Source organism: Kitasatospora sp. NPDC033851 (genome assembly GCF_055576085.1).
The window spans coordinates 87,218-107,193 of record NZ_JBVIRL010000025.1 but is presented as its reverse complement, the minus strand read 5'-3'; the positions used below and the strand labels follow the sequence as shown (position 1 = coordinate 107,193).

The 19,976-nt window shown below is 73.3% G+C and carries 27 protein-coding genes; 26 read left to right on the top strand and 1 reads right to left on the bottom strand.

Going from position 1 to position 19,976, the window contains the following annotated elements:
- The first annotated feature begins 55 nt into the window (after positions 1-55).
- The 16 genes from ACZ51D_RS34515 to ACZ51D_RS34440 all read left to right on the top strand — a co-directional run bounded on the left by ACZ51D_RS34515 (position 56) and on the right by ACZ51D_RS34440 (position 10,712).
- Positions 56-241: a hypothetical protein gene (locus ACZ51D_RS34515; RefSeq protein WP_465664515.1), complete on the top strand. Its 186-nt coding sequence runs from the start codon at positions 56-58 to the stop codon at positions 239-241.
- Positions 242-280: 39 nt separating this feature from the next.
- Complete coding sequence (locus ACZ51D_RS34510; protein ID WP_465664514.1) at positions 281-1,138, top strand: hypothetical protein; 858 nt, start codon at positions 281-283, stop codon at positions 1,136-1,138.
- Between the two features lie 55 nt (positions 1,139-1,193).
- On the top strand, positions 1,194-1,418 hold the full coding sequence (locus ACZ51D_RS34505) for a hypothetical protein (RefSeq protein WP_465664513.1): 225 nt from the start codon (positions 1,194-1,196) through the stop codon (positions 1,416-1,418).
- Between the two features lie 115 nt (positions 1,419-1,533).
- Positions 1,534-2,157, top strand: coding sequence for a hypothetical protein (locus ACZ51D_RS34500; protein ID WP_465664512.1), 624 nt, complete (start codon positions 1,534-1,536; stop codon positions 2,155-2,157).
- A gap of 103 nt (positions 2,158-2,260) precedes the next feature.
- Positions 2,261-2,581 carry a hypothetical protein gene (locus tag ACZ51D_RS34495; protein ID WP_465664511.1) on the top strand — a complete coding sequence of 107 codons (321 nt, stop codon included), beginning with the start codon at positions 2,261-2,263 and terminating at the stop codon, positions 2,579-2,581.
- Between the two features lie 62 nt (positions 2,582-2,643).
- Positions 2,644-3,849, top strand: a complete 1,206-nt coding sequence (locus ACZ51D_RS34490) for a hypothetical protein (RefSeq protein ID WP_465664510.1) — start codon at positions 2,644-2,646, stop codon at positions 3,847-3,849.
- The gene (locus tag ACZ51D_RS34485; protein WP_465664509.1) at positions 3,795-4,052 is read left to right on the top strand and encodes a hypothetical protein; all 258 of its coding nucleotides are present in this window, start codon (positions 3,795-3,797) and stop codon (positions 4,050-4,052) included. The genes ACZ51D_RS34490 and ACZ51D_RS34485 overlap by 55 nt, the downstream gene beginning before the upstream one ends.
- A gap of 73 nt (positions 4,053-4,125) precedes the next feature.
- Complete coding sequence (locus ACZ51D_RS34480; RefSeq protein ID WP_360431202.1) at positions 4,126-4,323, top strand: hypothetical protein; 198 nt, start codon at positions 4,126-4,128, stop codon at positions 4,321-4,323.
- A gap of 380 nt (positions 4,324-4,703) precedes the next feature.
- Positions 4,704-5,018 carry a hypothetical protein gene (locus ACZ51D_RS34475; RefSeq protein ID WP_465664508.1) on the top strand — a complete coding sequence of 105 codons (315 nt, stop codon included), beginning with the start codon at positions 4,704-4,706 and terminating at the stop codon, positions 5,016-5,018.
- A gap of 44 nt (positions 5,019-5,062) precedes the next feature.
- Positions 5,063-5,638 (top strand): hypothetical protein, encoded by a 576-nt coding sequence (locus tag ACZ51D_RS34470; RefSeq protein ID WP_465664507.1) that lies wholly within the window; start codon positions 5,063-5,065, stop codon positions 5,636-5,638.
- An 85-nt stretch (positions 5,639-5,723) separates the two neighbouring features.
- Entirely contained in the window at positions 5,724-5,888 is a 165-nt protein-coding gene (locus ACZ51D_RS34465) for a hypothetical protein (protein WP_465664506.1), read from the top strand.
- Complete coding sequence (locus ACZ51D_RS34460; protein ID WP_465664505.1) at positions 5,885-6,451, top strand: hypothetical protein; 567 nt, start codon at positions 5,885-5,887, stop codon at positions 6,449-6,451. The genes ACZ51D_RS34465 and ACZ51D_RS34460 overlap by 4 nt, the downstream gene beginning before the upstream one ends.
- Before the next feature lie 303 nt (positions 6,452-6,754).
- Positions 6,755-8,176 carry a DUF6197 family protein gene (locus ACZ51D_RS34455; RefSeq protein ID WP_465664504.1) on the top strand — a complete coding sequence of 474 codons (1,422 nt, stop codon included), beginning with the start codon at positions 6,755-6,757 and terminating at the stop codon, positions 8,174-8,176.
- Positions 8,177-8,302: 126 nt separating this feature from the next.
- Complete coding sequence (locus ACZ51D_RS34450) at positions 8,303-8,722, top strand: hypothetical protein (protein WP_465664503.1); 420 nt, start codon at positions 8,303-8,305, stop codon at positions 8,720-8,722.
- Between the two features lie 158 nt (positions 8,723-8,880).
- Positions 8,881-9,573, top strand: a complete 693-nt coding sequence (locus ACZ51D_RS34445; RefSeq protein WP_465664502.1) for a hypothetical protein — start codon at positions 8,881-8,883, stop codon at positions 9,571-9,573.
- Between the two features lie 83 nt (positions 9,574-9,656).
- On the top strand, positions 9,657-10,712 hold the full coding sequence (locus ACZ51D_RS34440) for a hypothetical protein (protein WP_465664501.1): 1,056 nt from the start codon (positions 9,657-9,659) through the stop codon (positions 10,710-10,712).
- Positions 10,713-10,955: 243 nt separating this feature from the next.
- On the opposite strand, the gene ACZ51D_RS34435 is transcribed toward ACZ51D_RS34440, so the two are convergent.
- Positions 10,956-11,537 carry a hypothetical protein gene (locus tag ACZ51D_RS34435; RefSeq protein WP_465664500.1) on the bottom strand — a complete coding sequence of 194 codons (582 nt, stop codon included), beginning with the start codon at positions 11,535-11,537 and terminating at the stop codon, positions 10,956-10,958.
- A 168-nt stretch (positions 11,538-11,705) separates the two neighbouring features.
- Here ACZ51D_RS34435 and ACZ51D_RS34430 point away from each other — a divergent pair, with 168 nt between their 5' ends.
- From ACZ51D_RS34430 to ACZ51D_RS34385, 10 genes are all read left to right on the top strand, one after another.
- Positions 11,706-12,176 carry a hypothetical protein gene (locus tag ACZ51D_RS34430; RefSeq protein ID WP_465664499.1) on the top strand — a complete coding sequence of 157 codons (471 nt, stop codon included), beginning with the start codon at positions 11,706-11,708 and terminating at the stop codon, positions 12,174-12,176.
- Positions 12,177-12,257: 81 nt separating this feature from the next.
- Complete coding sequence (locus ACZ51D_RS34425) at positions 12,258-12,641, top strand: hypothetical protein (RefSeq protein ID WP_465664498.1); 384 nt, start codon at positions 12,258-12,260, stop codon at positions 12,639-12,641.
- Between the two features lie 106 nt (positions 12,642-12,747).
- The gene (locus tag ACZ51D_RS34420; protein WP_465664497.1) at positions 12,748-13,278 is read left to right on the top strand and encodes a hypothetical protein; all 531 of its coding nucleotides are present in this window, start codon (positions 12,748-12,750) and stop codon (positions 13,276-13,278) included.
- Positions 13,275-13,778 carry a hypothetical protein gene (locus ACZ51D_RS34415; protein WP_465664496.1) on the top strand — a complete coding sequence of 168 codons (504 nt, stop codon included), beginning with the start codon at positions 13,275-13,277 and terminating at the stop codon, positions 13,776-13,778. The genes ACZ51D_RS34420 and ACZ51D_RS34415 overlap by 4 nt, the downstream gene beginning before the upstream one ends.
- Before the next feature lie 138 nt (positions 13,779-13,916).
- Positions 13,917-15,353: a DNA cytosine methyltransferase gene (locus ACZ51D_RS34410; protein WP_465664495.1), complete on the top strand. Its 1,437-nt coding sequence runs from the start codon at positions 13,917-13,919 to the stop codon at positions 15,351-15,353.
- A gap of 141 nt (positions 15,354-15,494) precedes the next feature.
- Complete coding sequence (locus ACZ51D_RS34405; protein ID WP_465664494.1) at positions 15,495-15,707, top strand: hypothetical protein; 213 nt, start codon at positions 15,495-15,497, stop codon at positions 15,705-15,707.
- A complete protein-coding gene (locus ACZ51D_RS34400; protein WP_465664493.1) occupies positions 15,704-16,132 on the top strand; it encodes a hypothetical protein in 429 nt (142 codons plus the stop codon). The genes ACZ51D_RS34405 and ACZ51D_RS34400 overlap by 4 nt, the downstream gene beginning before the upstream one ends.
- 81 nt (positions 16,133-16,213) lie before the next feature.
- The gene (locus tag ACZ51D_RS34395) at positions 16,214-17,032 is read left to right on the top strand and encodes a hypothetical protein (protein ID WP_465664492.1); all 819 of its coding nucleotides are present in this window, start codon (positions 16,214-16,216) and stop codon (positions 17,030-17,032) included.
- A 210-nt stretch (positions 17,033-17,242) separates the two neighbouring features.
- Positions 17,243-18,658, top strand: a complete 1,416-nt coding sequence (locus ACZ51D_RS34390) for a hypothetical protein (RefSeq protein WP_465664491.1) — start codon at positions 17,243-17,245, stop codon at positions 18,656-18,658.
- Positions 18,659-18,970: 312 nt separating this feature from the next.
- On the top strand, positions 18,971-19,951 hold the full coding sequence (locus ACZ51D_RS34385) for a hypothetical protein (RefSeq protein ID WP_465664490.1): 981 nt from the start codon (positions 18,971-18,973) through the stop codon (positions 19,949-19,951).
- Positions 19,952-19,976 lie beyond the last annotated feature (25 nt).

The following is a 19,976-nucleotide window of genomic DNA, read 5'->3' as shown; positions in this document are numbered from 1 at the left end:
GCACGGGGTGGCATCCCGGCCCGCCCCCCTTCGAGCCAGAGCCCATGGAGATCCGATGAACGATCCGACAGCGACGACCCCCGCCAAGCCCACCGCCGAGGACAGCCGGCCCGACTGGACGGCTCTCCCGGCGCACGCCTTCACCGCTGCGCCGCGCGCCACGCAGGTCTCCCTGTTCGCCATCGGGGACGACCCGTTCGGCACCCCGTCACTGCTCGACGACGCGCAGCCGCTGTTCTGACCGACCGGCCGCCCTAACCCAATCGAAGAAGGGACCGACATGGAGATTTCACCGCACTGGGAGAAGCTTGGCGACGAGTTCGCCGCGCTCGGCCGGGAGGTTGCCGCCGCCCTGAATGCCCTCGATCCCGAGCGGCGCGGCTGGACCCACCGCCGAGAGGACAACGCCTATGGCTCGGTCGGGCTCGAGCATCCGGCCGGCTGGCGGCTGCACATCTGGCGGGAGAAGACGCACTGCAAGGGCGCAGCCGGTCAGCGGCTGACGGTGCAGGGAATCGTGCCGAGCGAGTACCGGGGCCGGGCGGAGCACCGGATCACGGTCGCGGGCGGCCGCCCGCCCGGGGGCATCGCGCGCGACATCGCGCGGCGCCTGCTCCCGGGCTACCGGGACACGGCGGCCAAGGCGTTCGAGCACCGCGACCAGGAGCAGGCTGCCACCCGGGCCCGGGTGGCAGCGTTCGCCCGGCTGCGCAGGGCCCTGCCTGCACTGAACACCGGAGCGAGCAGCATCGAGAGCGGGTACGGCTTGTTCTACCGGGGGCACGCCCGGGTGGCCGACGGTCACGGGGGCACTCGGAGGAGCGAGCACAGCGCCCATGCTTCCGGGTCGGTGCGACTGTCGTTCGACGGGTCGACCGGTTCGATCAGGGCGGACGAGGTGCCGTTGGAGTTGCTGGTGGAGTTCCTGGCGCGACTTAACGCCGACACGCAGGCGCTGACCGGGACGGTGATGCCGCGCGAGTTGGAGAGCGCTCTGCGTGAGCTGGGATGGCAGCCGCGTGTCATCCCAGGTGAGGTGGTGACCGAAGAGCAGCGGCGGGGACGGCGGGGAGCAGCGGCAGACGCTGCCCGCCGCCGGAGCCGAGCCGGGGCCGATCACGCTTGCCGACGTGTCTAAAGCCTGATGCAGTTCTCTTGTTGGCAACGGAGGCACCTTGCAGCGGCGGAACCACATGAACGTGAAGCGCGGATACGCCTGGGGGATCGGCGACGACGAGTACCTGCTGATCCCCGGCTCGGCCTGGGAGCGGCCCCCGCTGGCCGACGCTCCACAGGAGGCCCCCCGACCGGACCACCCCCGCGTGGACACCCTCGCGCTGGTGGAGCGGTTCTGGCACGGGGGCGTGAGCGGCGACGGCTACGTGCACCGCATCGTCGAGGTCGTCCCGAGCGCCTGACGCCACGAGCCGGGCCCCGCCCGACCGTGACACCCGCCCCACCACCCGGGGGCGGCGGCTGGCCCCGCCGCCCCCGGACCCCTTCGAACCGCAACCGACCCAAGGAGACACCACCGTGCGCGCTCACCAGCCCACCGCCACCGACCAGGCCCGCAAAATGGTCACCGCCGCCCTGCTGACTGCCGGGCTGCGCCCGACCTCCCTCCACCCGGACGAGCCGTGGCGGGGCCGCACCACCGGGTTCCTGGTGCGGGGCGACGAGAAGGCCCTGACGGTCAGCCGGCACCCGCTGCCGCTCGACGCCGCCCCGCTTGTCGCCGCCGCGACGGCGCAGCTGCCCGCCCACCGCGGAACCATGGTCGCGTTCGCCTTCAGCGACGACGGCGTGCAGGCCGTGTTCGCACAGGAGCTGACCGCTTCGGAGTGGGGCGCAGCCCTGACGATCATCGGCAGGGAGTTCGAGGGTGCGGGCTGGGGCTCCAGCTACAGCGGCCGGTCGGCCCATCTGATCCACCCACTGCACCTGACCAGGCACGGCGGACCCGGGCGCGGCCCGTCCACCCTCACGGCCGCGCTGGCCGCCGACGGGGGCGACGCGGGGGGCCGTGCGCTGGACGCGGCGCGTCACGACCGCCAGGCCGCCGCGTGGCGCACAGCCGCCCACCCGGGAGCCGCCGTCCGCGAGCAGCGCGAGGACCCGGGCCTGCCCTGCCCCTGCACCGCCCACACCAACCCCTGACGAGCTTCCGCAGCCCCTTCTCCGGGGCGGCCCGCGCCAGCGTCGCCGCCCCCCGACATCCCGCCGCACCGTCCCGTGCGGCCCACCGAACCGGAGGATCACCATGTCCATTCCCGCCATGACCACCGACGCCGCCACCGCGTGCAACAACTGCGGCCACCGCCGCTGGACGCTGCACTTCACCGTCACCACGCGCAGCCCGGCCGCCGGGGCAGTCCTGGTCGCCGTGCCCGCGCCGCCCGCCCTGGAACTCGCGGCCACCTGCGGCACCTGCGGCGGCTGGCTCGACGAGAAGGACCCCGTCCACGCCGCCCTCTACGCGCTGCTCGTCGACCGCTTCGCCCCGCACCGGCCCGCCCGGGCCGTACGCCTGGGCCGCCTGCTGCGCCGCCTGCTGCGCCACCGCACCGGGGCCCGGGCGTGAGCGGCGACCGCACCAAGCGCGGCGGATGCCCGAAGCCGCCACCCGCAGCCCGGAGCAGCGCGGTGGCGCACAACGCCTTCGCCGCCCTGCTGGCCCGCTCCGGCATCCCCGCCCGAGCCGTCCACCTGGGCGACGACTGGTCCGTCGGCGTCAGCCTGACCATCGACGGCCAGCCGCGCGACCTGTACCTGCGGCTGTCCGACCACGGCGGCGTCCTGTGGCAGATCGAGGGCCCGGACGGCTTCTGCGCCTGCGGGAGCTGGCCGCCCGTACGCACCGGCCGGGGCACCGCCACACGGAAGAACCTGGCGCGGCTGCGCCGGGCGATCGAGCGGCGCGGCGCGGCCGTCGGCCACCCCAAGCCCCTTCCCGGACCGGCCACCCCCGGCCGCTCCGGCCACCACCAGCGAGAGGACCGAGTCACCATGACGACCCGAACCGCCACACCCGGCACGGGCGCAGCGGCCCCCGAGGCGTACCCCGCCCTGCTCGCCGCCCGGGCCGTTCTGCACCGGGCGGGCCTGCGCCCCGAGCTGGAGGTGGAAGGACCGGAGGATGCCTGGCTCGTGGTTAAGGGCCCGCACGGGGTCCGGGTCGATGTCGTGGCGGAGCCGGAGGGCGGCGGCGGGGAGTCCGGCGGCCTGCGTGCCGTGCTGGTCTGCGCGCGAGGCTTCGAGCAGCGGGAGCTGTACGACTCCCGGGTGACCCCCTTGCTGGTCGGCCCCCACCAGGCGAGCGACCAGACCGACGCCCACCACCTGACCGAGGTGGTGTTGACCGAACTGGTCCGGGAGGCGCTGGAGGACGACGCGGTGGCCGAAGGCGTCGAGGACTTCACCGTCACGGCGCACCCGCCCGCCGGCCACCGGCTGCACCACGACGTCGCCCTGCCCGCCGACTGCGACCAGGCCGCCGTGCGCTCGGCGCTGGCCGCGCTGCGGTCGGCCGGCTGGCGCGTGCACCAGGTCGCGACCGGTGGCGACGGGCGGCCGGTCCTGCGCTTCGGCGATCCCGTCGGTCCGGGTGCGCCGTTCAGCAACCTGGGCAAGGTCGACCAGGCGCTGTGGGCGGCCGGGTTCGACAAGGTGCGCAGCGGGGGGCGGCCGGGGACGTACGGGCTCGGGTACCACGGAGACCACGGCGTCTACGTCGGCACGTACGGGTTCGGCGAAGGGGAGCCGGAAAGCGAGGAGCTGATCGAGGCGCGGCCCTGGTGGGCACGGGCGACTGGCGGGTGGAGCGGACGGAGTACGGCGCCCTGGTGGTGACGGCGGTCCCGACGGCGGAGGGGGAGATCCGGACCTACGCGGTGCAGGTGAACTTGGACTTCCCGGCCCGGTCGCCGGAGGAGGCCGCGCGGCTGGCCGCCGAGCACCTGGCGGTGCACGGGGCGGGCGAGGTCGAGGTGTTCGAGACGGACCACGTGGACCGGAGGTGGTCCATCACGGTTGCAAGCGTGGATGAGAGCTGATATAGTTGTCTTGTTGGTGAGGCCGGGAGGCCGATCTACTCCCTTCGAACCGCTCCGATTCCCAGGAGGAACCGTGGACAGCAAGACGACCCCCACCCCCGAGCTCCGGACCTACGGCGTGATGTGGAGCCGCGACTTCACCGCGACGTCGCCGGAGGACGCGGCAGAGCAGGCGGCGCGGTGGGTGGCGCAGGGCGGGCTCGGCGATGAGGTCGAGGTCACCGACGAGTCCGGCAACGGGTGCTGGGTGCCGGTCCCGGACCTGGACTGACCCAAAGTCAGCCCACCCGGGGGGCGCGGCCCGCGAGGCCGCGCACCCTGGTTTGTCGGCTGCGAGCTGTGCGGCTGGACCGGACCGAAGTACTGGAGCCACCTGCGCGGCCGGAACGGCAACCCGCCCAGCATCACCCGCCACCTGGGCACGTGCGTCGGCGAGGACAAGATCCGCGAGCTGATCCCCGCCTACCAGCAGCAGTAACCACGCACCCCGGCGCCGGGCCCGGAACACCTCCGGGCCCGGCCCTACCCCACGACCGACCACCAGGCCCGGCCGCGCACCGCCGGCAGGCCTCCACCTTTCCTGACCCACCCGGGCCGGGCCCACCACGGGCACCCGGCCCACCGGCCGAACCGACCGAACAGGAGCAGGCCGTGAGCCAGCACCGCGAGAACGTCACCTGGCAGACCGCCGAGAACGGTCCCTGGACCATCGGCTTCTGGGACTTCCACCTCCCCTGGGGCGAGGAGGACGAGGAGTGGGGGGTCGAGTACGGGGAGACCTTCGGCTGGGTGTCCGCCGGACACCCGACCCCCGACGCGGCCATGGACGCCTACACCGCCCAGCACCCCAACCCTGGCGGAGGAACGGTCACCGCCTGGAGCGCGGAGAACGCTCAGGAAATCGCCGAGCTCAACGCCCTGGCCGCCCGGCACGCCGAGGGCCCCGGCAACCCGCCCGGCTGGTAACGACTCCGGTTCACCCCTCCCGCCCACCGACGAACGGATATCCCGTGCCCCAGTACACACCGCCCACCGAACCCCGCCTGATCTCCGCTCAGGACACCTTCGACATGTACGGCACCGAGCCCCCGCCGGGCGACTGGCCGTACCGGCTCGACCAGTTCCAGACCGTCTACGGGCCCGGCGACTGGCCGTTCCACCGGCGCCTCCAGCGCACCGAGTGGCACCCGACCAACCCGCTGATCACGCACCAGGTGGACACCGGAGCGACCGAGCCGGTCAGGGTCCGCCTGTCGCCCGACCCGGGAGGGTCCTGGTACGGCCGGAACCACTACGTCACCCTGGGCCCGTTCGGCGGCGACGTCCACGCCGACCTGACGCTCTACGTCGCCCGTCAGGGCATGGGCGCGATGGTGCGCCGCGCGATCCTGGTCCTGCACCCCCGGTCCGGCACCGTGGCCGTGCGGGACGGCTGCCCGCCGATGCTGCGCCCGCAGGCCGAGGAGAGGGGCCGACGGCTGCTCGCCTTCCTCGCCGAGGCGCGCACGGAGCGCGACCTCGGTGCCGCGCAGCCGCACCAGGTTCTCCACACCCTGCTGCGAAAAGACGCCCCGGACATGCTTTGAGCATGATATAGTTCTCTTGTTGATCCGGGGTGGTGGCACCACCCCGGCCCGACACCCTTCGAACCGCACAAGCAGAGGACACCCCATGACCGACGAACAGACCCCCGGCGGGACCCCGCAGGCTCCGCCCCTGCGCTTCCACCGGTGCGACGACGCCTGCCACCCGACCCCCGGGACCCCGTCCGAGGACGGCGACGCCACCGGCGGCGGCCCCTACCTCCCCGGCTCCGCCATCGAGGGGGCCTGGTGAGCACCTCCAAACTGCCTAGCCCGCGGAACTTCTTCCTCACCCTGGCCGCCGAGCACATCCCGGCCGGGCGCGGGGCGCAGCAGGAGTTCGACGCCGCCGGCGAACTCGTCGCGATGCGCTGGGACCTCCCGGCCTACGTGGACGGCGCGACGACCCGGCACGCGTTGGCCGCGCTGCGCCGCTCGGGCTGGGCCTTCCAGCAGGAGACCGGCGGGGAGCACGGCGGCCGGGCACTGCGCCTGAACGCCTCCGCCCCGGCCGTCCAGTTCGCCGACACGCCGGGCGGCCGGGTGGACGCACTGCTGTGGCGCGCGGGATTCGACCGGTACCGCCCCGGGGTGCCGGTGTGGGGATACCGGTGGGACCACCTGTTCGGCGACCCGTCGGAGGGCAGCGCCTACGTCACGGTCCACGGGCCGGGCAACGGCTCGTTCGCCGACGCCCGCCACCGGCGGGAGCTGACGGACGCGATGGTGCGGACCGTGGAGGCGGCCGAGGGATGGCGGACGCTGCGGCCGGAGTGCCTGGACCACGCCTTCCATGCCCTGACGCCGGAGTGCTGACCAGGGCGCCCCTCCGGCCGGACCGGTGGGCCGCGCTTCGGCGCGGCCCACCCCCGCCCCCGGCGCAGCCGGCCAACCGGCCAACCGGCGAAGGGGGGAAGGCACTGGACAAGCGTGGCGCCGACGACACCGGCGATGGACTGATGCAACGGGCCGTCGACGCGCACCGGCGCCGACGGCCTCAGACGGCAACTCCGGCGGCGGTCGCGCCTGGCAGCGCGGCCCCGCCGATCCCTTCGGACCATCCGGCGGCACCACGGCCTGTCGGGCCCGCCGTGCCGCCCGCACGGGAGGACCATCCGCATGACGAACCAACTCGCCCTGTTCGAGGCGCTGGCGCCGGTGGCGGCCGGGCGCCCGTGCCTGGGCGCAGCGCTTCCGCAGGCCAAGCGAGGCTCCCGGACCCGCCTGGCCCGGATCGGGGAGGACCTGGAACGGGCCGCCCGGTTGATCGCCGAACACGGGCTCTCGCCGGACAGCTGCGCCGAGCCGTCGCCCGCGCCCACCGGTGCGCGCTCCCGGCAGCCGGAGTACGGAGCCCTGCACCCGGTGGGGGCGATCTTCCTGGCCGCGCACGCGGCCGAGACGCCCCGACGGCCGGTGGAGGACCCGGTGCGGGCGGGCGCCGTGGCGGACCGGGTCTGGGCGCGCTGCGACGAGGCGCTGCGCTACCTGGCCGACCGCTTGGACCCGACGTTCGGCGGCGGGGCGGTCGAGCGGATCGCCCGGTGGGTGGCGCAGCCGGGGGTCGGGCTGCAGGAGGTGCTGGCGGAGCTGGCGCGGGCGGCGCGCAAGGCCCGGCCGCTGCCGAAGGTGCCCGTCGGGTACGTCCAGTTCAACCCGAAGCGCCACGGGCCGGAGGGGTACGACTGGATCGTGGTGGCGTCGAGCGGGGGCAAGGACTCGCAGGCGATGCTGGACGAGGTGGTACGCAGCACCGACGCGGCCGGGGTTCCGCGCGAGCGGATCGTGGTGGTGCACAACGACCTGGACGTGACCGACTCCGGGGAGAGCATCGAGTGGCCGGGCACGATGGAGCTGGCCAGGGAGCAGGCCGAGCACTACGGGCTGCGGTTCGTGACGCTGCGCCGGCCGCAGGGCGGGCTGTGGCGGCAGCTGCTCCAGCGGCGCATGTGGCCGTCGAGTTCGGCGAGGTGGTGCACGAGTGATCAGAAGTCGGCGCAGGCCTTGAAGCTGCTGACCGCGCTGGTGCAGGAGTCGCGGCGGGCGGGGGTGCGGGGCCGGCCGGTGCGCATCCTGTACTGCCTGGGGCTGCGGGCGCAGGAGTCGGCGGGCCGGGCCGGGAAGGCGCCGATCGCGGTCGACCGCTCCGCCTCCAACGGGCAGCGGACCGTGGTGCGGTGGCACCCGATCCACGACTGGAGCGAGCGGCAGGTGTGGGAGCGGATCGCCGAGACCGGGGTCCGGTACCACTGGGCCTACGACGCGGGCATGGAGCGGCTTTCCTGCTCGCTGTGCGTGCTGTCGAGCGGGAAGGACCTGGTGTGCGCGGCGCGGCTGCGTCGGCCGCTGGCAGTGGAGTACGTCGGGGCGGAGACCGAGATCGGGCACCGGTTCCAGGACAAGCGGTCGATGGCCGATGTCCTGGCGGAGGCCGACCGGCTGAACGCCGCCGAGGGTGAACTGCGCTGGGAGCGAGGGGACGCGCTGCGCCGCCATGTCGGAGAGACGGCAGCCGCCGCGTACCTGGCTCTGGCCGCGTAAATAACCCCACGAAGTGAGCAAGGCGTGATATAGTTCTCTTGTTGGCGGGCGGAGGGGGCGGCTCCCCCTCCGCCCGCCAACACCCCTTCGAACCAGCAGCGGCCCCGGCCGCAGAACGGAGCCCCCGTGAACCAGCCCATCCCCGCCGAAGCCACCGCGGCCCCCTCCCACCTGAGCGTCTTCCCTCCGAGGATGATCAACGGCTGCGAGGTCATCGCCGTCGTCGCCGGAGCCAGCATCATCGAGCACCCGCAGGGGTTCATGGTGTACCGGGGCTTCCGGATCGGAACCCGCAAGACCATCGAGGGCGCCACCGCGCTGGCGAAGAGGGACGCCCCGGCCGCGACGGCGACGGAGGCCGAGACCCTGGCCTGGTGCCAGCAGCGCGCACACGCGCTGATCACCTATCACCCGCAGCTCGACATGTCGTACTGCCGCTGCGGCAAGCGCCAGGTGCCCGGCGAGCAACCGATGGACTGGCGAGCGAAGCGGGAGGTCTTCCACTCCTGCCCGCCGGACGGGCCGTGCCGCTGCTACCTGACGTGAGACCGGTTCAGCCCCCGGCCGCGCCCCTCCCCGGGGATGCGGCCGGGGGCCGACCACCGGCCACGGACTTTCGTCGACGAAACCGGCCGGGGCACCACCGCCCCACCCCTCCCCCTTCGAACCAGCCGGCGGCCGAGCGGCCCCGGAGAGGAGCACCCATGTCCGAATTCCCGCGCGCCCGGATCGCGGAACTCGTCGCCCTGCTGGGCGCACCGTGGCGAATGGACAACTGTCCGTACAACATGGACGACGAGCGACAGTTCGTCACGGACGGCCGCGGCCGGGGCTTCTGGCTGCGTATCGACCGCAGGCAGCTGGAGCGTGGGCCGGCAAAGCCGCACGGCTACCGCGTGAACGCCTGGGGCCGCTACCCGCAGATCCCGGGCCACTTCTTCACCGACAAGGGTCGCCCCGAGATCGGGTTCGACCTGTCGCGCCCGCTGACGACCCTGGCCAAGGACATGCGGCGGCGGTTCCTGCCGCAGTTCGAGGCGGCGTACTCCCGGGCCGTGGACGAGCTCCACGCCCGGACCTCCGCCGCCGAGAAGCGCGCGGCGGTGGCCAGGGCCCTACTGGACCGCTTCCCGCAAAAGGGCTGGGAGGGGGAGGTGCGCCCCGGCGTGCACCGGGTGTGCGTCGACCTGGAGCCACACCCGGGGGCGAGCGCCGATCTGGAGATCAGGCAGGCCGGCGAGCTGGTGGACGTCCAGCTGCGCAACGTCGACCCGAGAGACCTCGACGTGCTGTGGGCGCTGTTCGAGCGGCGGCAGCAGGCCGAGCGGATCGCCGCGGCGTACGGCTCGCCCGCCTCCGTGGATCTGACCACGCTCGAAATCGTGAGCGCGACATGATATAGTTCTCTTATTGGGCCGGGGGCGGCGGCACCGCCCCCGGCACCACACCCTTCGAGCCAGTCCGATCCGAGGAGCTGACCATGTCGCGCAGCACCGCCTCCGCCGCCGAGCCCACGACCACCCCCGCCGAGAAGGCTCCCGAGCAACCCCGGCCGACGTACGCGGTGCTGAACGCGGTGATCGCCGACGGCGAGGGCGGGGAGGAGGTGCTGCGCCTGGCGATGCCGTCCGAGCCGTTCGGCACCGCCGCCTGGCAGATGTGGACCGTCGGCCTCTACCTCGCCCGCCTGCACCGCCACCAGGTGCAGCCCAGCGCGGCGACCCTGCGCGCCCATTTGACGTCGGATGTGGTGCCGTTCCCCACCCCGACGATCCGCTTCCCGTACGGGCCGATGCACGACTCCCGCCCGACGCTGATCCTCGACCTGGAGCTCGGCCCGCTGGACGCCAGCGGCTGGCCGAAGACCTCCCTGGTCGTGGTCGAGCAGGAGGTCAAGCCCCTCGGTTGGACCCGCGTCCGGCGCTTCCGCACCCTGCGGGCCACCACACAGGCCGTCTGGGAGGAGCTCGACGACGAGTGCTCGCGGCTGGCCGGGCAGAAGGAGCAGCGGGAGCTGTTCGAGCTGGCGTCCCGGCTCTGCGAGCAGGCCGACACGATCCACCGGCGGGCGTTGTTGAACGCCTCCCCAGTACTCCGCGGCGCCGTCCGGGAGGGCATGCACGCCGAAGGGGAGGAACGGGAACGGCTGCTGCTGGAGCTGGAGGAGCTCTGCGGGCAGGACGCCCCGCTGCCCGACGACGCGGCCTCGACGTCCCCGGTGCAGACCGTCACCGGGAACCTTGAGCGGCCCGCGGAGGCGCTGGCGGACGGTACCGCCCGGCTGTACGTCCGGCTGGCCGGAGCGTGCGGCACCGCGTCCTGGCGCGCGGACCGGCCCTCCGTGGTGATCTGCACCGCCCGGGGCGCGGCGGCCCGAGGGGCGCTGGCTCTGAAGCCCCGGACCGCCGTGGTCGTGGTCGGCCGGGCCGGCGCGGCCGTCTACCAACACGAGGGGGACGTCCGGCGCCGGGCCGACACCTTCGAGGTGCTCCACATCGGCGTGGACCTCGCGGCCGACACCCCGACTGGGGCCTGACACCCACCGCCCCACCCGGCCGGTGCGGCACCCACCCGCACCGGCCCTTCTCCGCGCTCCGACCTAGTTTTCTTGTTGGCCGGGCTGGTGACACCGCCCGGCCGCCCACCCCCCAACCGATCCATCCCGGAGGACGCCATGGAAGCGAAACTGATCACCTTCGATTCCTACGCCTACACCCGCCGGCGGGGCGGCTGCGGCTCACTCGCCGCCAGACTGCTCACCGTCACGTTCGCTCTTCCCTCACTTCGTCTCCTCCGTGACCTGGTTGGCGAGCAGGAAGGCACCAGCCCGCCCCACCGCCTCCTCCTTGGTGTCGTACGTCTCCGCGGCCTCGTCCACCTGCCGGTTCGCCGCCGTGGCGATCCACCACCAACCGCTCTCGGTGGCGTGGTAGCTCACCCGGGCCTCCCCGCCAGCCATCTGAAAGTCGATCGGCTCCGGCACCGGCACCATGACCCGGGTAACCCCAGGCCAGCGGCTGCGGGCGGACTGGCGGGTGATCCCCCACGCCTCTCCGAGCTGCACGTAGGTCGCGCCCTGGCTCCCGGCCCGGGCCGCCATGTCGGCCGCGACGGCGTCAGCAGCCGAACCGAACTCCCGCAGCATCCGCAGCACGGCCAGCGTGTAGTCCTGCGTGCTCCGCAGGGCCTCCTGGCTGTGCTTCTTCGCCCCCTCGGGCCACTGGGTCACCCTGCAGGAGATCCGCTCCGCGTGGTTCCACGCCAGCGAGTAGATCTCCTGCCGCAGCTGTTCCAGCTGCTCCTCGTCGGGCTCCACATACGCCGGGCTGATGGGGGCCCAGAACCCCTCGTCGTTCTCCATGCGTTAAGACTACCTGTCGCCGACAGCTTTGCCTGTCGAATAGTGGATCTGTCGACGACAGTTCCATCTGTCACGCATCGACGCACTCGCAGGGTGGACGGCCGCAACGCCCGCAACGGGGGCGGCCGACGTCGCACACAACGCCCACCGACCCGAAACGGGAGCACCGTGAACACCACCGACGCCGTCGACCTCGACGGCCGCGACACCGAGTACCTCGCCGCGTTCTGCTCCGGCGCCCTGATGGAGGCCGTGTGGTGGGAGGCGCTGCCTACCTCCGACGATCCGGACATCCCGGGCCGGGAGTGGGAGGAGGTCGACGCCCTCGACCTCACTCTGGAAAGCCTCCCCGACGAGCAGGGCCGGCAGCTGCTCACCGCCGCCGTCCGGTTCGTCGACACCCACCCCGAACTCGCCGCCCTCGGCCTCGACCCTGTGGACGTCGGCAGCGCGTGGTGGATGGCCCACCGCGGACCCGAGGGCATGCCCGGGCTGGACTTCCGGACCTTCAAGGCCATCCCCCCGGAACTGCGGGACCGCATGAACGACCACGCCCACCGCCACCCGCGCCAGTTCGGCTCGACGAGGCCACCAGCAAGGTGCGCTTCACCTGATCAACACGCTTGCATGCGTGAGTGAGAGCTGATATAGTTCTCTCATTGGGCGGATGGCTCCGCCCGAGCCCTTCGAACCACTACGACCTCCACAGGAGCACTGACCATGTCCGACCAGACCTTCGAGGCCACCCGCGCCTTCATCTCCACCGCCACGACCGAGCAGGTGGAGCTCATCGCGGCGGCGCTCCGCTCGCGGCGCCTCGCTCTGCGCCCCGCCCCCGCCGACGCGGCGGCCACCCGCACGTCGTCCATGGTGGAGATCGCCAGCCCCGGGGACCGGGTGAAGATCGACCGGATTCGTCCGCAGTACCTCTCGGGCCTGACCGGCATGGTGATCAACACCCGCGTGAGCCGCGTGGACATCGAGCTCGACGCCGAGTCCACCCGGAAGCTGGCCCGCACGAAGCAGACCCGCTTCGCGGTCCCGGTGGGTGCGACCTCGTTCGTGATCCACGGCGTCCACCCGAGCACCTACGACATCCTCTGACGGCACGCCGGGCCCGGGCGGATCACGCCCGTGCCCCTTCGCGGGGCGGCGGCCACGCCGCCGCCCCGGGTACCCCGCCAACCACACCGAGAGGAAGCACCCCGCCATGACCACCCCGCCGCCGCCCGACCCGTACGACGAGCCGGCCCGCCACCTCGACATCCGGCGCCGGCTCCACGAACTCCACCCCGGGCCCGACACCCGGGCCGACCTCGCCGACGCCCTGGCGTTCGACGCCGCCTACGTGGTGCGCTCCGTCTGGAGCAATGCCCGCCAGGTCGACATCGTCCTGCGCGACAGCGGCCGGTTCGGCCTCCGGCCCGCCTTCGCCGAGCTCCGCTCCCAAAGCGCGGTGCTGGTCGCCCCGACCCAGCTCCGCTACCTGTGGCCGGAGGACGGGAGGGCACTCGCGGACGCCCTCCAGACGCTGTACGCCGCCGTCGAGCTGGCCGGCCGCGACGAAGGCGTGCCGGAGTCGTGGGCAGCCCGGTTCACCGCCGCCAGCACGGCACCGACCGCCACCGACAGGCCATGGAACATCGCCGCGGTTGCCGACCACCCGGGCCGGTACACCCTGACTCTCCCCCCGCCGCAGCGCCCCGCTGCGGCCGGCCGGACGCCCGGGGGCGCGCCGTGAACACCCTCTCCAGGGAACTGCCCTGGCGCGGCGCCCGGGCGGTCATCTCGGTGCCGCCCGCCGCCGAGCAGCTGGACCGAATCACCGCCTGGTCGACGGTCCACGTGGAGTACCGCATCCCGCTGGTGCTGGAGTTCTCGCACGAGCGGTCGCTGACGGGCGGCGCCTGGTCCGCGGCGTGGGCCCGCAGTCGCGAGGCCGCCCGGGCGGACAGCGCATCGGCCCGCAAGGCGCTCCAGGCGCTGCCGCCGCTGATCGCGGAGGCGCTCGCCGACCCTGAGCTTGCGGACGCCCTGACGCGGATGCGGGAGGCGGCACTGTCCGTCCAGGCCGGCCACGCCTACGGGCGGGTGAAGCGGGCCCGGCAGGAGAGCGCCGAGGCGGCCCGGAAGCTGCGCGAGATGGAGGCGGAGTACCGCGCGTTCGGCCGGACGGAGGCGGAGGGCATCGACCTGCACCTCTCGTACGAGGCGCGCCTGCGGGCTGCGTGGGGCCGGTGACCGGCGGCCCCACGGTGGCAAACCCGCTTTCCATTCGGGCATGACGTCTGATATAGTTCTCTTGTTGGCAGGCGGTAGGGGTGGCTCCCCACCGCCGGGCCGACACCCCTTCGAACCTTCCGACAGGAGACACAGCCCATGACGCTCAAGGTGTTCGACGAGTTCGCCGGTGCTGGCGGTACGAGCCAAGGCGTGCACGCCATCCCCGGGACGGAGCTGATCCTCGCGGCCAACCACAACCCGCAGGCCGTCGCGACGCACGCGGCGAACTTCCCGCACGTGGAGCACTTCGTCGAGGACATCGCCCGCACCGACATCACCAAGTTCCCCTCCGCCGACATCTTCTGCTCCTCCCCCAGCTGCCCGCCGTGGGCCGACGCCCGCGGCAAGCGCCGGGACTTCGACAAGTCGACCCAGGGCGTCCTGTTCGGCGAGAAGGAGCCCGACCCCATGATCAAGCGGGCCCGGGCGCTGATGGAGGAAGTCCCCCGGTACCTGCGGGCGATGAACCTGCGCGGCACCCCGGTCCTGGTCGGCATGGTCGAGAACGTGATCGAGGTCCGCAAGTGGGCCGAGTGGGACCGCTGGATCAGCGAGATCAAGGCCGAGGGCTACGAGGTGAAGGTGATCGCCTTCAACTCCTCGCACGCCCGGCCGGTGCGCTGCCTGCCCGCCCCACAGTCCCGCGACCGGGCCTACGTCGCCTACTGGCACAAGAAGCTCGGCCGCCGTCCCGACTGGGACAAGTGGCTGCGCCCCCGCGCCTACTGCCGCGCCTGCGACAAGATGGTCGACGCCCTGCAGGTCTTCAAGAAGCCCGACGACGACATGGGCAGCTACGGCCGCCACGGCCAGTACTGGTACCGCTGCCCCAGCTCGGCCTGCCGCCACAGCATCGTCGAGCCGGAGGTCCTGGGCGCCGACAGCATCATCGACTGGAACACCCCCGGCACCCGGGTCGGCGACCGCTCCGAACCCCTCGCCGACGCGACCCTGGCCCGCATCCTGGCCGGACTGCGCAAGTACCGGCCCCAGCCGGCCGCCGCGGCCGAGGACGCACTGCTCGCCGCTCCGGCCGGCCCCGCGCAGCCGGAGCTGGGCTGGGAGCCGTTCATCGTCCCGCTGCGCGGCGGCGGCGACAAGGGGCGCTTCCGGCCGGTGACGGTGCCGCTGACCACGGTGACCGCGAGCGGCAACCACCACGGCCTGGTCACCGCCCCGAACGAGCAGATCCAGCGGCTGCTGGTGCCGTACTACACCAACGGCCGGGCACGGCCCGTCACCGACCCGGTGGGCACCATCACCACCAAGGACCGGTGGTCGCTGATCACCCACCAGCTCCTGGACGGCCGCGAGATCGACCTCGACGACGTCCTGTTCAGGATGCTGACGCCCCGGGAGATCGGCCGGGCCATGGCGTTCGGCCACGACTACATCGTCCTGGGCACCGCCAAGGACCAGGTCCGCCAGTACGGCAACGCGGTCACCCCGCCCGTCGCCGAGCTCATCATCTCGGCCCTGGTCGAAGCCATCACCGGCGAGCCGCTCCAGCGCGACCTCGCGCTCGCAGCCTGACCCGCACCACCCCGGCCGGGGGCGAAGGGCCACAACCGCCCTTCACCCCCGGCCCACCGGCCAGCAGCACCGACCACTCACCCCCGCCGGGACGGCCCACAGCGCCGCCCCGGCCCCGCCCCACAGAACGGAGCCCCCGCCATGACCCAGCACACCCCCGAGGCGGTCGACCCGACCGCCGCCATCGCCCTACTCCACTCCCGGCTCTCCGGCATGCAGGCCGCGGAGGGATACCTCAACGGCGGCGACACCGCGAACATCGTCGACGAGTGGTTCACCGAGATCGGGATGCCCCTGCCCGACGCCAGAGAGGCTCGCGGAGACGAGGACGACGTCGAGCCGGAGGACCGGTGACCCGGCGCCGGGCCGCCGCCCGGCGAAGGGCGGCGTCCGGCCCGCCCCCGGCCACCGAGCGGGCGGTCGCCGCCGTCCTGGCCTCCAAGGGATGGCAGCCGGCACCGGCGGCCGAGGACTGCGGCCCGGACGACGAAGGCGACTTCGCACTGCGCGAAGAGCCTGCCACCGGGGAGCGGCCGTACGACAGCGTCGTGCTGTGGTGCCTCACCGACAACTACGTCAGCACCCTGGCCGCGATGACCGGGGTGCTGGAGGAGTCCGGCTACACCGCCGAGGACGCCCCGGACGTCGACAGCGTCCGCATTCGGACCGCCAGCGCCGGCGAGACGAGCGAACGCGAGGCACTGGCCCGCGAGCGACTCGCCCCCCTGGCCGCCCTGCTGCTCCCCGAGCCGCCCGCGGGCCCCGACACCCTGTTCTGAGTAACACCCCGCGCCGTGCCGACGGCTGGCCCTGTCGGCACGGCCCCCTTCGAACCAAGATCACACCGAGGAGACATAGTCATGCGCCTGACAACTCAGTTCCGCGCCGCCGAGGAGCTCGCCGCCGCCACCGCCGGACACCTGCCTGCCCGGGCGGGCAGGGCCTGGCACCCGGCGCCGGGTACCGCGCTGGACGGCCTGGCCGCGGCCGGACTGACCGACGGCACCCGCACCCTGCTGCTCACCACCGGCACCTGCGGCACGGTCAAGATGGCGGCCTGGCCCGCCGGCGGCGCCCCGCTGAAGGCCTCCGCCGTTCCCGGCCGCCGCGTCCACCCGCGCCATCTCGCCGCAGCCGCGGCCCGCCACCACCTGCCCGCCGCCGACCGGGCGGCGCTCGCCGCCGGGCCGGGCACTGACAGCTTCGCCCGCCGGCGGGAGCTCCGGTACGAGCTGTGCTCCAGCCCCCTCGCCCCCGAGCGCCGCGCCACCATCGACACCGAGGCCGGCGGCTTCAAGGTCTGCTGGAACCTGGACGGCACCCGGATCACCGCGGCCCCCTCCGGCGACCACGCCGTCGTCGTCCGCGCCGAGCGCCTCCGGCTGCCCTACGCCGAGCGCCTGCTGCGCCTGGCCCTGGACGGCCGGTCCGCCGACGACCCCGCCACCGGAGTCGCCGGGGCCGCCGCCCGGCGCCTGGCCGCGGCGTGGCCGCTGCAACCCACCAACACCCAGGCCACGGGCACGACCCGGCTCACCTCCCGCCCCGGCCTGCCCGACGCGCCGCACGTGGAGATCACGCTCGCCCCGGGCCTGGGCGGCGCCGACTGCGCACGGGTCGACCTGCGCCTGCGCGGCGGCACCGATTTCGCCCTGCTCGCGCTGGCCGCGCTGCGCTGAGCACGGGGCGGCGGCCAGCCGGTGCCGCCGCATCGCACCTGCGGACGTGGGGAATCCATGCAGGTCAGAGGGCAAATCCCCTACCAGCAATGCCCACAAGTTGATATACTTCTCTTGTTGGTTCGGTTGGCGCCGGACCTCCCCCTTCGAACCGGCCGGGCACCTCGGCGGCAGCCGCCGCCCGGAGTCCCCTCACCGCATGGAGCGCCGATGCCCACCAGTCAGCTCACGCTGTTCGCCCCCGAGAACGCCTTCCCTGAACCCGCTCCCTGCGACCAGACCGTCCTGTGCTGGGGTCTCGGCGCGGATTCCACCGCGATCTTGGTCCGCATCCTGGAGGACCCGGTCGCCTTCGGGCTCCGCCCCGACCTCTCGGACCTGATCGTGATCAACGCCGTCACGGGCATGGAGTGGTCCGACAGCGTCGAGCTGGCCGAGCGGTACATCCTCCCGCTGCTGCGCGCCAAGCGCGTCCGGCTGGTCCAGATCGCCCGCGGTGGCCACTCGATCGCCAAGGACGGCATCGAGATCCTCACCGACACCCGCACCCCGACCACGATCCGCACCAGCGGGGAGTGGAGCCTGCTGCTCGACCTGCAGCTCTCCGGCACCATCCCGATGCGCGGGGGCGCCAGGCTGTGCTCCGTGCACAGTAAGGGAGAGCCACTGGACCTGTGGTTCGAGCTGTACCTCACCGGCAGCTACCGCCACATCATCGGTTTCGAGGCCGGCGAGACCGGCCGCGCCCGCGTCGACACGTCCTACGGCAAGACCGGCCGCAACCCCTGGTACCCGCTGATCAACTGGGGCTGGGATCGGCCGAAACTGCTGTCCTACCTGCAGGAACGCTTCGGAGTGGTGTGGCCCAAGAGCTACTGCTGGGCCTGCCCGTACCCGACGTCCGCCGGATCGCTGCCCGACCACATGGCCCGCGCCGCGCGCTTCCCCGAGCAGATCGTGGAGGCCGCGCTGCTGGAGTACACCGCCCAGGCCCTGAACCCACTGTTCACGCTCTACGCCAACTCCTCGCTGCGCCACCAGCTCCACCTGGCCGGCAACACCCGCGCGCTCGACCTCTTGGCCGCCCGCCTGGATGCCGAGCCGTGGAGCGTCTACGAGGTCCGGCGCGTGCTCACCCCGGGCCGCTCCGCATGGTGCCGGAGCTGGCACGGGCCGCGCTGCGCGGCCTGCCTCGCCTACGAGCAGCAGCACGGCGAGCCGCGCCCGCGGTGCAAGGCCTGCCGCGGCCTGCCCAAGCAGTCGTGCACCCGCCGGGTGCACGACTGCTACGACCCCGAGAAGAAGGGCACGGTGTGGCGCTCGGTCCGCCGCGTCGGGATGCTCCCCCGCCACCACGCGGCAGCCTCGCTCCACCGCTTCGCCGCCGCTCCCGGCCGGGAGCTGGCGCACACCGCGAGCGTCGTCGACGGCTACGCCTTCGGCTTCGACCGGGTGGTCACGCTCCAGCGGGGTGAGCGCTACCCCGCGGTCGAGCAGCAGTTCGTCGCCGCTCCGGCCAGCGTGCCCACCAAGGCGCGCGATGGCTTCGAGACGGCTTGGCGGTCGGCGCGGGCCGCCGCGCTGTCGGCGCCGGCGCCGGGGGCGGCGCTGCTGCCGGTCGCCTGAACCGGCATCGGGCCGGGCGGCTGCTTCAGCCGTCCGGCCCGATGCTGTTCGCCAACTCTCGCTCAGGTCGCCATTCACCGCGACACTTTCGAGGGCAGTCTCAGGAGAAGCGGGACAGCTGCCCGGCCTGCGGTTTTCGCTGGTCACCGGCCTGCGCGAGGCAGGCGGGGCGTGCCGGTTCGCACCCGGGAGCGACTGGCAGGGCAGAGGCGGACTGCACAACCGGTACCGATCATGGTTTTAGTGCGATACGGTTGTCTTGTTGCCAGCCGGTCGGGCCGGCCCCACCCGCTACTCCCCAAGGACTCCGCCATGATCCCCGCCAACCGCACCACCGCCGACACGACCCGGGCCGCCTCCCTGCTCGGGATCAGCACGGGCACCTTCACCAACACCCGCCGCTGGGAGAAGCTCCGCGCCCAGCCGATCAGTCGGCCCGGCGCCAAGACCCGCTTCTGGGACGAGGAGCAGCTGCTCGCCGCGGTCGAGGAGCGGGAGATCCCGCTGATCACGCCGGCGAACCCCGACGAGGTGTACAACCTGGCGGTCGAGGACGAGTCGGTGCTGGAGCTGCTGCGCGACTTCCTCTCCGGCTACTTCACCGGTGCGGACAGCTCGGCCCCGGTGGCCGACGGCGCCCGGATCGCGCCGGCCGCGGACTCGGGCTTCGACCGGGTCGAGGTGTTCAGCGTGTTCGCCGCCGACGAGGCGCCAGAGGCCGCAGAGGATGCGGTCGTCGACGTGAACGTGAAGCTGGTGGCGTACAACGAGAAGGGCGCCTGGCCGCTGAACGCCCAGCTGCGCCTGGAGTTCACCGGCGGCCGCTGGGTCGTCGCCGCCCTGGCGCGCGAGGACGAGGACGACCTGTTCGACCTTGAGGAGGCCCACCTCCTGGTGCCGGAGGACCGCCGGCCCACCATCTCGACCTGGCGGACCTACGCCACCTCCACCAACCGGAAGAGCGCGAAGCTCACCTCCATCCCGGAGCACGACACGGTGGTCCACGGCGTGAAGCACTGGAAGCGCTCGACCATCGTCAACTGGGACCAGAACGACCGGTTCCTGCAGGGCGAGGCGAAGGCCGGCGGCCGACCGGTGGGTGTCGTGGAGTCCACGCCCCGACCGCGGACCGCGCCCCGGCACGTGCTGGCGGCCGAGCGTCGGGCCAAGGTGCAGCAGATGTTGGGCGAGGACCCGGCGGTGACGCCCGCGGCGATCGGCGAGGCGCTCGGAGTCAGCGCCGAGCGGGGCCGCCAGCTGCTCAACGAGGTCAAGGCCGGCTCGGTCCAGTGATTCCTTGATGCACCGTCAAGGCCGG

Bases quoted from the DNA above. Each gene is read 5' to 3' on its own strand.
- ACZ51D_RS34515 (WP_465664515.1), top strand. From the start codon at position 56: ATGAACGATCCGACAGCGACGACCCCCGCCAAGCCCACCGCCGAGGAC.
- ACZ51D_RS34510 (WP_465664514.1), top strand. From the start codon at position 281: ATGGAGATTTCACCGCACTGGGAGAAGCTTGGCGACGAGTTCGCCGCG.
- ACZ51D_RS34505 (WP_465664513.1), top strand. From the start codon at position 1,194: ATGAACGTGAAGCGCGGATACGCCTGGGGGATCGGCGACGACGAGTAC.
- ACZ51D_RS34495 (WP_465664511.1), top strand. From the start codon at position 2,261: ATGTCCATTCCCGCCATGACCACCGACGCCGCCACCGCGTGCAACAAC.
- ACZ51D_RS34465 (WP_465664506.1), top strand. From the start codon at position 5,724: ATGACCGACGAACAGACCCCCGGCGGGACCCCGCAGGCTCCGCCCCTG.
- ACZ51D_RS34455 (WP_465664504.1), top strand. From the start codon at position 6,755: ATGACGAACCAACTCGCCCTGTTCGAGGCGCTGGCGCCGGTGGCGGCC.
- ACZ51D_RS34445 (WP_465664502.1), top strand. From the start codon at position 8,881: ATGTCCGAATTCCCGCGCGCCCGGATCGCGGAACTCGTCGCCCTGCTG.
- ACZ51D_RS34440 (WP_465664501.1), top strand. From the start codon at position 9,657: ATGTCGCGCAGCACCGCCTCCGCCGCCGAGCCCACGACCACCCCCGCC.
- ACZ51D_RS34435 (WP_465664500.1), bottom strand. From the start codon at position 11,537: ATGGAGAACGACGAGGGGTTCTGGGCCCCCATCAGCCCGGCGTATGTG.
- ACZ51D_RS34425 (WP_465664498.1), top strand. From the start codon at position 12,258: ATGTCCGACCAGACCTTCGAGGCCACCCGCGCCTTCATCTCCACCGCC.
- ACZ51D_RS34420 (WP_465664497.1), top strand. From the start codon at position 12,748: ATGACCACCCCGCCGCCGCCCGACCCGTACGACGAGCCGGCCCGCCAC.
- ACZ51D_RS34410 (WP_465664495.1), top strand. From the start codon at position 13,917: ATGACGCTCAAGGTGTTCGACGAGTTCGCCGGTGCTGGCGGTACGAGC.
- ACZ51D_RS34405 (WP_465664494.1), top strand. From the start codon at position 15,495: ATGACCCAGCACACCCCCGAGGCGGTCGACCCGACCGCCGCCATCGCC.
- ACZ51D_RS34395 (WP_465664492.1), top strand. From the start codon at position 16,214: ATGCGCCTGACAACTCAGTTCCGCGCCGCCGAGGAGCTCGCCGCCGCC.
- ACZ51D_RS34390 (WP_465664491.1), top strand. From the start codon at position 17,243: ATGCCCACCAGTCAGCTCACGCTGTTCGCCCCCGAGAACGCCTTCCCT.
- ACZ51D_RS34385 (WP_465664490.1), top strand. From the start codon at position 18,971: ATGATCCCCGCCAACCGCACCACCGCCGACACGACCCGGGCCGCCTCC.